The following is a 12326-nucleotide window of genomic DNA, read 5'->3' as shown; positions in this document are numbered from 1 at the left end:
TAAAGAATAGCGAGCTATTGATTTAAAAGAGAAAAAAGAAGGATTTCGGTCATTCCGACCGCACATTTCGCTAATCCGATCACTGATTTCGGAGTGAGGCTAAAAGTGGCCGGATAATACCGAAATGACTGGTCGGAATGCTCCGAAATATGCATTTGATTGAACGCTGTAGAACTTTTAAAGAATTAGAGAGGCAGATTAGTGAATCTATTGATATTTATAATAGATATCGACCTCACTTAAGTCTTAATATGGAAACACCAGAAGAAGTGCATGAAAAAGCCAGCATGGAATCCATACTGGCTTAACAAAAATCGTCAACGTATTTTAGGACGAGACATACCTCCAAGCTCTACCAATCTATCTGATAACACGCTAAGAAGGTAACAGACGCTGGGTATCTTTAGACAACGTTCTCTTTCCAGAGCTCACGCCAATCGGACTCTTTTGGAACAACGCCCTGGAATGAAGCGATTTTCGCTTGTGGAATCGACGGATTGGTTCCAATTGCAGGTTCACCGTTAGCAACTTTCTGCGCAGCTTCAACCATGACGCGGCGAAACTCAACAATTGCTAGATCCGAAGCGCCAAGAATATCATCGGTGCGGTTCACGATTGGCCCCATAGATACCCACATTGCGATATCCTGATTTGGAATACCCGAAATACCCGTGAAATCACCCTCTTTCATCTTGAGCCGATCCTGACGGAACCGGTTTTCCATGTTACCGACTGTTGCCCAAGTAATTGGATCAACATCAACACCAGGAACAGCATGAGCAAACTCACGCCAAGCCTTAGTATCGGGAGTAGTTTCTGGGTTACCCCAAGCAATGAAGTGGAAATTCGAGTTTTTGTTGTCAATCGGCACGATAACAGCAGACACATTATATGATGTGTTTGGTGGAATCATTGCATAGTACGGCGCAACATACTGAGTTAGTCGAATGTAATCATGCGTACTTGCGTTGCTGATAGGACGGCGAATTGCGCAATACTGGAAACCGTAATCGGTTCTAGCTGCCTGCATACGAGGTGACTTATCCGTAGTCGGGCGATACCAGCTCTTGTCATCAGCAGCAGCACTATCGACTTTAGCTGGCACCATATCAGACGAGTGCAGAGATGAAGAGTGAGCAGAGTCAATTTGACCTTCAAGGATCTGAGCCCAGTTCGCAGGAATTCGAATTTTCAGAATTGAAACTTGAACTTCTTTATTAGGTGCGAATGCAGGCAGCTGGAATTCAGGCTCTTTGCCTTCTTCACCAAGCCAAGCCCAGAGGAAACCGCCCCATTCGACAGTTTTGTAAGACTTGTGTTTTACTTTAGAGCACATGCTCTTTTCAGTCTCAGGAGGCTCAGACGCCATAGCTACCGCGTTACCTTCCACGTCAAACTTCCAACCGTGGTAAAGACAACGAATACCACAGCCCTCGTTACGACCGAATACCAATGAAGCCAACCGATGTGGGCATAGTTCATCCAGAAGTCCAACGCGACCTTCTGTGTCACGGAAAGCAACCATACGAGAACCCAGTACTTCAACTAATACAGGTGTCCCATCGTTATCTTTGACTTCTTCTAGCAAACACACAGGCGTCCAATGCTGTCGCATCAAATCTCCCATTGGATCCCCAGGCATAACATGTGTTAGCAACTTATTCTCTTCAGGCGTTAGCATCTTCTGCTCTCCTAATTATAATTTTTATTCAAAAATGAGGCCAACTTTTCCCGTGATCAACTTTGAACAAGGCCTACCAATCTCAGGTGGACCAACGTAGAAGTTAACCCGAACTTATTTACTCAGCCTGCAAAGGCGGATCTATCAAATCCGTCCACATATCTTAGATATCTAATTTATTATTTACAAGAAAAAAATAGCTAGCTAATATTTTTCAGCCGAATTATTAGATGGCTACTTTTTATCTTGATAAAAAAAATTAGCATGCTAATATATTTGATTTCGAGCAACTATAGTATTCTTTCAAAATGCTTTATAGACAACTTTATATATAGATAACTTTATATGTTGTTGGTTTAAAAGTACTTGGTCTAGACAGAACCAGACTCTAACAACTACAAAACGGAGACAATAAGAACATGAAAATGATAGTTACTGCTCGGAGAGCTCTGACAAGCGACATCGAGGAGTTCACCCTCACATCGACAGATGGGCAAGACCTTCACAGAGCAGAACCTGGTGCTCACATAACTATAACTACACCGTCTGGAGCTCATAGGCGCTTCTCCCTCGTTCATCCGGGAGACAACCTCAGCTCTTATACAGTAGCCATAAAGCTAGAGCCTAAGTCTCGTGGTGGATCTGAGTCTATGCACAAAGATGCAACCATCGGAACTATTCTCGATGTCGAGAAACCTGAGAACGAGTTTCCTCTCGGATACAGCCACGCAGCGTTGCTGATTGCTGGAGGAATTGGTATCACTCCTATCTATTCAATGGCTCAAGCGCTAAAAGAGGAAGGAAGAAAATTCAGAGTCGTCTACTGTTCTCGAGAAGAGGAACAGACTGCTTATCTAGACGAACTAAAAGAGTTGTGCGGCAGCGATCTCACGCTGCATTTCTCTCAAGGCAACCCGGGCGGGCGGCTAGATTTCTGGGATCTATTAATGACCCCGACTGTCGAACATATATACTGCTGCGGGCCCGAGGCGATCATGGAAGAAGTATTAGCGGTTACAGGACACTGGCCGGATGGTCGTGTCCATCTGGAAAAATTTATGCCCGTTGAGGTCATTAGAGAGAACGACAGAGGTTTTACAGTCACGCTAACCAACTCTGGTAAGGAGTTCGAAGTCCCTGCAGATAAGACAATACTTGAGGCAATGCGTGACAACGATTTTGTTTTTACTAGCTCATGTGAAAATGGCACGTGCGGGACCTGTAAATGTCGCTATACCGAAGGTGAAGTTGATCATCGGGACCTCGTACTAATGAACGATGAAAAGGACTCTCAGATCATGGTCTGTGTTTCGCGCGCAAAAGGAGATCACCTTGTCCTCGACCTATAATCCTATCCGGCTCGGAGTCGTCGGGCTTGGCAGAGCATTTGCTCTATCAGCCCCCGCAATTAGTTCTCATTCGGGCATTGATCTAGTCGCAGCGGCCGAGCCCAATCGTGCTCATCGGGAGGCGTTTACCAAGGCTTTTCATGGTGATACGTACGCGGATATCCAGACGATGCTCGACGAAGCAGATATCGAGGCCGTCTACATCTCAACCCCTCATGGACTTCACAAAGAACATGCTTTGACCGCCATCGAGGCAGGAAAGCATGTACTGGTGGAAAAGCCAATGACCATTCCCCTAGCTGACGCTACTGAGATGATAAAGGCTGCTGAGCAGGCTGGAGTAACGCTAATTGTCGGCCCCAGTCACAGTTTCGACGGTCCGGTTGCTCTGGCTGAAAAGCTAATCAAAAGCGGTGAGATCGGACGAGTCCGAATGATTCATGCATTTTATGCAACCGATTTTCTTTACCGCCCAAGAACTTCTGCCGAACTTTCAACCGACCTCGGTGGCGGTGTAGTCTTCAGCCAGGCTGTACATCAAGTCGACCTAGTTAGACGACTAGCAGGAAAGCCCGCTCAACGAGTAACCGCTAGAACAGGCGGTGCTTGGGATTCAGAACGACCGACCGAAGGCGCCTACTCCATGCTGATCGACTTTGAAGATGAGCTGTTTGCAAGCCTCACCTACTCTGGATATGCACACTTTGATGGAGACCGTCTTATGGGTGACATCTCGGAACTGGGCACACCTAAATCTCCAGATACCGGTGAAACCGCTAGACAAAAGCTCACAACCGTAGCCAATGAAGCAGACTTCAAAACTTCACGTGGATTCGTATCGCTTGAGAGCTGTCCGAAAGCCGATACGCACGAACATTTCGGACAAGTTTTCGTCTTTGGTGATCTCGGTGATCTGCGCCTAACGCCAACAGGGGTAGAGGTCCACAATATCAAAGGATGCGCCTTTCACGAAGCCCCTTTCAGAACCAGTAGAGCAGAAGTCTTCGACACGCTCTTTGAGGCTGTGCGTAATCGAGTACTCCCTTTACAGGACGGATACTGGGGACGTGCATCACTGGAAATCTGTCATGCGCTTCTCGCAAGCGAAGCTTCCAAGGATACGACTTCCCTTTCGCACCAACACAATTAACAAGACGAAGATCAATAGCAATGAGCGACATCAACCTAAGTGAAACGCTAGAAAATCTAGTTGACGCCAATTTGATTCTATTCAACGAAGGCGTCTTAGATGCGTTTGGACACATAAGCGTTAGAAGCCCGACAAACACTGACCGATTTTACCTAGCCAGAAACATGGCGCCCGGATTGGTCACAACTGACGACATCATCGAATTCGATATGAACGGTGAAGTATCAGATGGCGACACGAGGAAGGTTTATTTAGAACGATTCATTCATAGTGAGATCTACAAATCTCGCCCCGATGTTATGTCTATCGTACATAGCCACTCCCCTTCCGTCGTACCGTTCAGCGTTGCTAAGGAAACACCACTAAGACCCATTTGCCACATGAGTGGATTTATTGGGACTCACGTGCCAATTTTTGAAATACGTGACCATGCCGGTGATAAAACATCTCTACTAATTACCGATAAATACCTAGGCGAGTCTCTATCAACTGAATTATCCAGCAACACTCTGGTACTCATGCGCGGTCACGGATCCACTGTCGTGGCGCCATCTATAAAGCTAGCGGTTTACCGGGCCGTCTACGTAGAAGTTAATGCAAAACTTCAATCCGAATCGATGAAGCTTGGCCCGATTGAGTATCTCACTCCTGGTGAAACCATCGCGTCACAAGCGGCCAACGAAGGTCAAGTAGAACGTCCATGGGCACTATGGAGAGCCCGAGCGAGACATGCGCAAAAAGAGTGGATTAGTTTTTACAAATAAAGTTCATTCAGAAAAAAGCGAAACTTAGATAACTGACGACTAGCCCGCTCGGTTATCTAATGCAGAACAAAGCCCGGCAGCGTCGGAGTCATACAGGAAGTCTACGGTAACCAAGGCTGACACAATTATTTACCGCTCCAGTCAGGTTGATTGTAGAACCTGCTCCCTGAAGGAACGCTGCTGCCCAGACACAATTTTTAGGAAGACAACTCAAAGTGTCCATGAAGCAGCACGTGATGTGGCAAGAGCGATAACCCCCACCGAAGAGTACGAGAATGTCAGCCGTAATCAGAGAAAGAAAGTCGAGGTGCTTTTCGCCCATATGAAAATCCATCTCAACTTCAATCGACTTCGATTGTGGGGTCTGAAAAGCGCGAATGATGAGTTATTAATGGTGGCTACGATGCAAAACAGTAACCGTCCGGCCACTACACCCAGTATCTTCACTTAAGTGTCCACTTGTTTTTTAGTGGACACTTAGTCTTCTGATTTAGATAGCTTCGTTTTGGGTGGGTGTGCTTAGGTCAATGTTCCATGGTAAGAGTTCATCGACTTTATTGATTGAGTGTTGTCCTATGCGTTTTAATACTGCTGTGAGATATTGATTCGGATTAATATCATTTAATTTCGCTGTACCGAGAATGGTATACAGTACTGCAGCTCGTTCACCGCCGGCTTTAGAGCCTGCGAACAAGTAATTTTTTCTACCCAGTGCAATGGGACGGATAGACCGCTCCGCCGAGTTGTTATCAATAGCCGCACGACCATCTTGGGTATATGCCATAATCCCATCTTGTTGATTTATCGCATACGCCACGGCTTTAGACATCGCCGAGCCTTTTGATAAGGTGCGCAAACTTGTGGCTAAGTAATCATAAAACTCAGTCAGTATCGGCACAGATTGTTGTTGTCGTATTGCTAAGCGCTTATCCGGTGGTTGATTGCGGATCGTTTTTTCAATCGCATACAGCTGTTGGATATATTCGATAGCCTGCTGTGCAGTAGGCGCTGGGCCCGATTGGGTAATATCATAAAACTTTCGCCTGACATGCGCTAAACAAGCGACAAAAGTCACCTTGTTACGATACACATCATTATAACCAGCATACGCATCCGCTTGCAGTGCCCCAGTAAAGTGGCGTAAATGCATGGTGGGATGGATACTTTTTCTGTCTTCACTGTATTGTAACCAGACCGCAGGCGCCGCCGCTTCATTCCATGCTCGACCATCTCTAACATACGTCCAATATCGTCCTGTTTGTGTACGTCCTTTACCTGGTGATAGTGTCGGTGCTGTAGTGTCATCGGCATGTAAGTGAGAAGCCTGTGTGACATGACGCCCTATTGCTTCCGCTAGCGGAGCGAGTAAGCGACTCACTTGCCCCACCCAATCAGCTAACGTTGAGCGCTCAACAGCAATCCCTTCTCGTGCCATCTGTTGTGATTGGCGGTACAACGGCTGATGGTCCATGTACTTATCGACCATCACTTGTGTCAACAACCGAGCACTTGGCAGGCCTTTATTAATCACTCGCTGCGGTGCAGGCGCTTGAACCACGGCGTCACAGGCCTTACAGCTGTATTTAGGACGCACGGTTTTAATCACACGATACGATGCAGGCACCACATCCAAGATTTCTGAGACATCATCACCGATATGGCACAACGCACCTTGGCAGTCTGGGCAGAGCTCATGCGTATCTAAGCGGTACTCTTCTCGTGCTAAGTGTTCAGGTAATGTGATGCGACGACGAGATGTCTTCTTGACCGTGCCTGCAGCACTGCTACCAGGGGTCATCTGTGCTTGGGCGATTTCTAGCTCTTCAAGCTGTCATTCCAACTGATGGATATTTTGCTCAACCTGCTCTGATGATCGACCAAAACGCGCACGCTTTAATACCGCTAATTGATGGCGTAGGTTATCGATAACGGAGTCTTGAGCGGATAGTTTCTTATTATTTTCAGACAGCTCAGATTGCATCTGCAACACCATTTGTTGCAATGCATGAGTATCGGTTGGAAGTGCTTGACGGCCTGTTTTCATGAGCTTAATTATACCACTCAAGCCCAATAAAAAGACGGGATAAAGCAATAAATTCACGGTTTTTTACGTACTATTTCCCGGTCGATATCGCCTTGCCGGTGGGCGCCAATCAATACCCTCTAGTAGCATGGATAATTGGGCTTGTGATAAGTGAACAGCACCGGATGTTGCGCTCGGCCACACAAAACGTCCGTGCTCCAAACGTTTATAATACAGACATAATCCTTGACCATCCCACCATAGTAATTTAACCCGATCACCACGTTTGCCGCGAAACACAAAAACATGCCCATTAAAGGGATCTTTTTGTAATATATGCTGCGCAATCGCAGATAAACCATCAAAGCCTTTACGCATATCGGTGTGGCCGGCACATAACCAGATCCGTACATCATGGGATAAAGTGATCATACGATAACCGATAAGATCTGTTTGATCGTCTCAGCCGTGGGATGTGTGAGCTTGAGCACGTGCCCACTGGCTAGCTCAACGACCACCATACTTGAGTTTGGCGTCTGTTGTTTAGTATTGCGCATGACAGTATTGGAGCTGGACTGAGTCGTGATGGGTAAAAACTTGGTCTCTCCAGGGGTATCTTGTGTCGCCATCACAGGGTGGTTGCTTGCTACTTTTACCCATCTTGCGTTACCAAGTTTATATTCGCGACACCAGCGAAAAACTTGGTTGTTATTGATGTGGTGCTTTTGTGCAATTTGGGCAGTTGATAACTGATTGGCTAATGCCTCATTTACGACCTCTAATTTATATTGAGGCGAGAAGATCCGGCGACTAGTGTGATGAATAATATCTGACATCGGTCATATCCTGGCTGATAAAGTGGATAGGATGCCTTAAGGATAATTAAATAAAAGATGTAGTGGCCGTACGGTTACGCAAAACCTGAAAAGGATGGCCCAGCTATGTACCTAAAAGTCCATATTGGCAGGATTTACGGAGTGAGAATATAAAATCAGGAGCTAATCTGAACTGAATCGATAATCAAATCCGTCATTCAAGTGGCTTTGCGATGCTAGGCAAAGAGATTGCTCCCTGCCTGACGAGTTTTTCAACAGTATCTGCCGTTCTCAGACACTGACCTGTGAGAGCAATGGTACGATCAGATCACGCTCAAGGATCTAGAATGTCAGATTGAGTAGCAGCTAATACAATTTACGTTTAATGTGTGACAACATGAATTGTCTGTCTGAAAAGTTCACTTCACAGTAATTCACTAATCTGGAAGCCTTATTCAGATTTAATGCCGTTTGAAGACTCCGGCCTGTATTAAATTGAATTAACTTCGAAACTGTAAGATCAGGTCGAGCTCTACCTTTTCCCTCTTTTTGAAAAACAGCGACCAAATCTAATCCGAAGGTTCTGTAGAAGGCAATTCGGCTGCACGCAAATTACTAAGCATTTTCAGCAAGAATGTTCGCAGAATATCGGTCTCGTCACTAGACATGTCCCGAACAGCAATAGTGTTCACTTCTTCTGCAAGTGGTTCCAATACACCCCTTAGAGATCTCCCTCTATCGGTAAGATGGACTAGCATCCTAGGCTTGCCTTCGACTATCGGGCGCAACTCAACTAGGTCAGCAACCACCATTCGTTTTACCACGGAATTAGTGGTGGGACCGGATAACCCCACGCGTTCACTAAGATCTCTCTGTGAAACGCCATCCTCTTCCCAGAGCTCTCGAAGATACGCCCAGAAGCCGTGATTCACTCCGTAAGGTTGTATCCTTTCTTCGAGACAATTCTGGAAATCACGAGCCAACTGACGAACGATATGTGCAAGTCGCTCATCGACTAATCTTTCATAACTATTAGGAGAGCTGTAATCCATAGGTGCTAAACAACCAAAATGATATTTATCTTAAGCTAGGAGCCTGTTGAGTATACTTACCATCTTCTCCAGACTCCTCGTTCGCGACTAAACAAATCTCATTGATAAATCGATCGCTTTGACATTCTTAGTGACGTCGCCAACCGAAATATAATCAACGCCAGTCTCCGCGATTGCAGTAATTGTTTCGAGATTAACACCACCAGACGCTTCCAAGGGAACCTTTCCGGCGGCTAGATGCACGGCTTGAATCAAATTCGCTCGATCAAAGTTGTCTAACATGATGATATCAGCTTTAGCATCAAGCCCTTGTTGAACCTCAGCTAGAGTTTCAGCTTCTACCTCGATTTTGATAGCAGGATGAAGCCTACGAGCATTTTCTACTGCGGCAGAAATCGAGCCAGCAGCCATAATATGGTTCTCTTTGATCAGCACTTGGTCAAAGAGGCCGATTCGATGATTCTTTCCTCCTCCGCAAACCACAGCATATTTCTGAGCTGTACGGAGACCAGGAATAGTTTTTCGAGTATCGAGTAGTTTGCAGTTCGTGTGTTGAATTTTTTCGACGTATGTATTGGTTTGCGTAGCCGTTGCTGACAATAACTGAAGAAAGTTCAATGCAGTTCGCTCAGCTGTTACAAGAGATTTTGCCGGTCCTTCAACCTCACAGAGAAGGTCTTCAGCCTTAACTTTATTACCATCAGAAAAGAACCAACTGACTACAATAGTGTCATCTACCTGACGAAACACTTCCTCGAACCAGGCGCACCCACACAGTACAGCATCTTCTCGACTGATTATTCGTGCTTTTGCCGGCGCGTTCGTAGAAATCAAATCCGCAGATACGTCCCCGCTGCCAACATCTTCCAAAAGTGCAAGCTTAACGGTATCTGCCAAATCACTTGGTAAAGTCATCAAAAACCTCAATGCAATGTCATAAAACCCAAAGGGAAACTACGAGTGATCCACCTTCCGAAGCCCATCATCACTTATCGATGAAAAGCCCCTTCTAAAAATCATTCAAAAATCAATCTAGCTAATAATAAAACGGATTAACCCATCTGCCAGAAAAGCATTCTTTCGAATTGGGTAGGACCTCTAACGAAGTCTGATTCGGTGATTATTATAAACCAAACCCTTTACATGATAGCGATATATCTCTAAATTTTCAATAATAATTAGCCTTCTAATAAAGTAATCCTCCCTTTTTTAGCAGGTGCTAAAAGTAGAAGTTGAGTTAGGGAAACTACGATTAAGAAGTTGCGAAACACTCAACCTCTCTTTTTTCAAATAAAAAAACACTGGGTTCCTTCTGTTTTGATGCTTTTCACCACTAAACAAGCTTATCTAGCCTTGTTTAGTGGATTTTGAACGGATTAACCCCTTGCTGCCCGTATCATCTGGTCAACTCTAAACACATTAGCTAAGGCAAACAGCATCGCCAGTTTGTTGTCGTTTTTCGCCAGCCCTCGATAGATCACTTTCCTAAAACCAAACTGACGCTTTATGAACCGAAGTGGGTGTTCTACTTTTGCTCTGATACTGGCTTTGATGTATTCCGTTCGGATAGGTTGCTTGTTTATTCTTGGATGTTTCTTGAAAAGGCGCAGCTTGTTATAGAACAAAATTATAGCGTCGCAGAAGCGGCTGAAGCGATGGGGGTGGGCAAATCCACCATGGATAAATGGGTGAGACAACTCCGCTCAGAGATCCGTGGCGAAGCCCCTAAAGCAACACCAATGACAGATGAGCAGCGTCGAATTCGTGAATTAGAAAAGCAAGTTAAACGCCTTGAAATGGAAAAAGACATTCTAAAAAAGGCTTCAGCTCTCTTGATGTCAGACGAGCTGAAAGGCTTGCGTTAATTCAGCGACTGCAAGAGAGCTTTCCCGTTGATCATCTATGTCAGCTATTCAGTATTCACAGAAGTAGCTACAGGTATTGGCGTGATAAAGCGGTCGGTCAAACACCTGCTCGTATTATACTCAAAGAAAAAGTTCGAGCCGCTTTTGAAGTGAGTGAGGGCTCTGCGGGAGCGAGAACGATCGCAGCGATGGTCACTCAGGGCGGTACAAGCTTAAGTCGGTATGTCGCAAGTAACTTAATGCGCGAACTTGCTTTGCTTAGCTGTCAACAACCTAAACACCGCTATAAACGGGCAAAGCAAGAAAGTTTAGTTGTGCCGAATCTTCTAGCTCGACAGTTCAAAGTGGGCTCTCCTAACAAGGTTTGGTGTGGCGATATCACCTATGTTTGGACAGGAAGCCGTTGGTCTTATTTAGCAGTTGTGATGGATTTATACGCTAGAAAGCCTGTTGGCTGGGCGATGTCTTTGAGTCCGGATTGTGAGCTCATTAGTAAGGCGCTTATTATGGCTTATGAATTAAGAGGAAAACCTAAGGGAGTAATGTTTCATTCCGATCAAGGCAGTCACTTATAACTCGTCAGATAACGAGAAAATGTAACTAGCTAGGGCGGCGTCATTAAAATGAGAAGAGGTAATGTTGACAGCGATAGGAAGTACTTTTCTCTTGTCATTAAGGCAACGACGTAAGCAGTTAAATACTGTTTTATAATAACTATTATCATTACCTGATTTTAATATCAGCTTACACGAAGCATCTTAGGTTAATAATAGTGGTTCATTTGGCTATCTATTACAGATTGCTAGACGTACTATCAGCGACGGTAGTGGTATGTGTACAGCAACTACCTCAAGTACCAAGCAAAATTTGTAAATAGTTAATGAGGAAATAATGACAACAAGACCTGATATAACGATCTCTTCGTTGGATTTGAAGAGAGTAGAAGACCTAATTGATTCGCTTCCTAAAGCGGATATCGCTGGTGTGAGTGAACTAGAAGAAGAGCTTACACGCGCAACGATTGTTGCTCCTAAAGATGTTCCAGACAATATTATCACCATGAACTCAACGGTTAAGTTTATTGTTGAAGCTACAAATAAAGAGTTTGAATTGACGTTGGTGTATCCAAAAAACATGGAATCGAATGGAACAACTATTTCAATTTTAGCGCCTGTGGGTAGCGCATTGCTTGGTCTTTCTATTGGTGATGAGATTGAATGGCCGAAACCCGGTGGTGGAAATTTAAAGATTAAAATCATACAAGTGACGTTCCAACCTGAAAGGGCTGGTGAATATCAACTGTAGTTGACGTTGTAAAAAAGTTTTGGCGATACCCGTTATTGTAAGTATGTAAAAAATTATACATGTGAAACTTTTTTCTTACACATCGTTATCATTCCCGCTGGTCAGATGCTTCAATATCATAGTGAATCAAGCTCTATTGATTAATCAGAGAAATCCTGATGGCGTTGATCCAGCCGCTTTTCAAAAATACTTTGTTCAATTTGGCCGATTCACTGCGGGTACTGCTATCGTAAGCGTGTGGTAAACCACACATAGATCGTGTTGCTTTACTTTAGTAAATGATTGTTATAACTTTATTATCAGACAGAGGGCAATGGATTTG

10 protein-coding genes and 4 pseudogenes are annotated in these 12326 nt (G+C 44.8%); 7 read left to right on the top strand and 7 right to left on the bottom strand.

Annotation, left to right across the window (positions count from 1 at the left end; all coding sequences use genetic code 11):
* Positions 1–137 precede the first annotated feature (137 nt).
* Positions 138–308: an integrase core domain-containing protein gene (locus BUA59_RS23120; protein WP_114412831.1), complete on the top strand. Its 171-nt coding sequence runs from the start codon at positions 138–140 to the stop codon at positions 306–308.
* A 95-nt stretch (positions 309–403) separates the two neighbouring features.
* Here BUA59_RS23120 and BUA59_RS23115 read toward each other — a convergent pair whose 3' ends face one another.
* Entirely contained in the window at positions 404–1681 is a 1278-nt protein-coding gene (locus BUA59_RS23115; protein WP_072842444.1) for a Rieske 2Fe-2S domain-containing protein, read from the bottom strand.
* Positions 1682–2100: 419 nt separating this feature from the next.
* Here BUA59_RS23115 and BUA59_RS23110 point away from each other — a divergent pair, with 419 nt between their 5' ends.
* The 4 genes and pseudogenes from BUA59_RS23110 to BUA59_RS23095 all read left to right on the top strand — a co-directional run.
* Positions 2101–3030, top strand: coding sequence for a PDR/VanB family oxidoreductase (locus BUA59_RS23110; RefSeq protein WP_072842443.1), 930 nt, complete (start codon positions 2101–2103; stop codon positions 3028–3030).
* Entirely contained in the window at positions 3014–4180 is a 1167-nt protein-coding gene (locus BUA59_RS23105; RefSeq protein ID WP_211537708.1) for a Gfo/Idh/MocA family protein, read from the top strand. Before BUA59_RS23110 ends, BUA59_RS23105 begins: the two co-directional genes overlap by 17 nt.
* A gap of 20 nt (positions 4181–4200) precedes the next feature.
* Positions 4201–4944: a class II aldolase/adducin family protein gene (locus tag BUA59_RS23100; RefSeq protein ID WP_072842442.1), complete on the top strand. Its 744-nt coding sequence runs from the start codon at positions 4201–4203 to the stop codon at positions 4942–4944.
* A gap of 94 nt (positions 4945–5038) precedes the next feature.
* Positions 5039–5395 (top strand): annotated as a pseudogene (locus BUA59_RS23095) (transposase); the annotation flags it as partial.
* 39 nt (positions 5396–5434) lie between these two features.
* Here the strand turns inward: BUA59_RS23095 and tnpC are convergent.
* From tnpC to BUA59_RS23065, 6 genes and pseudogenes are all read right to left on the bottom strand, one after another.
* Positions 5435–6988 (bottom strand): annotated as a pseudogene (gene tnpC, locus BUA59_RS23090) (IS66 family transposase).
* Positions 6989–7051: 63 nt separating this feature from the next.
* The gene (tnpB, locus tag BUA59_RS23085; protein WP_072842440.1) at positions 7052–7399 is read right to left on the bottom strand and encodes an IS66 family insertion sequence element accessory protein TnpB; all 348 of its coding nucleotides are present in this window, start codon (positions 7397–7399) and stop codon (positions 7052–7054) included.
* Positions 7396–7803, bottom strand: coding sequence for a transposase (locus BUA59_RS23080; protein ID WP_072842439.1), 408 nt, complete (start codon positions 7801–7803; stop codon positions 7396–7398). Before BUA59_RS23080 ends, tnpB begins: the two co-directional genes overlap by 4 nt.
* 548 nt (positions 7804–8351) lie before the next feature.
* The gene (locus BUA59_RS23075) at positions 8352–8834 is read right to left on the bottom strand and encodes a MarR family winged helix-turn-helix transcriptional regulator (protein WP_072842438.1); all 483 of its coding nucleotides are present in this window, start codon (positions 8832–8834) and stop codon (positions 8352–8354) included.
* 87 nt (positions 8835–8921) lie between these two features.
* Positions 8922–9749 (bottom strand): carboxylating nicotinate-nucleotide diphosphorylase, encoded by an 828-nt coding sequence (gene nadC, locus BUA59_RS23070; RefSeq protein WP_072842437.1) that lies wholly within the window; start codon positions 9747–9749, stop codon positions 8922–8924.
* A gap of 461 nt (positions 9750–10210) precedes the next feature.
* Positions 10211–10432: pseudogene (locus BUA59_RS23065) on the bottom strand (transposase); the annotation flags it as partial.
* Between BUA59_RS23065 and BUA59_RS23055 the strand changes: the two are divergent.
* Together BUA59_RS23055 and rnk are read left to right on the top strand one after the other, a co-directional pair.
* Positions 10424–11268: pseudogene (locus tag BUA59_RS23055) on the top strand (IS3 family transposase); the annotation flags it as partial. The pseudogenes BUA59_RS23065 and BUA59_RS23055 overlap by 9 nt on opposite strands.
* A 322-nt stretch (positions 11269–11590) precedes the next feature.
* Complete coding sequence (gene rnk, locus BUA59_RS23050; protein WP_072842434.1) at positions 11591–12004, top strand: nucleoside diphosphate kinase regulator; 414 nt, start codon at positions 11591–11593, stop codon at positions 12002–12004.
* The last annotated feature ends 322 nt before the right edge of the window (positions 12005–12326 follow it).

It is taken from the genome of Marinomonas polaris DSM 16579 (assembly GCF_900129155.1).
Lineage (GTDB): Bacteria > Pseudomonadota > Gammaproteobacteria > Pseudomonadales > Marinomonadaceae > Marinomonas > Marinomonas polaris.
The sequence above is the reverse complement of the archived record's forward strand: the minus strand, read 5'-3'. Positions and strand labels throughout refer to the sequence as shown.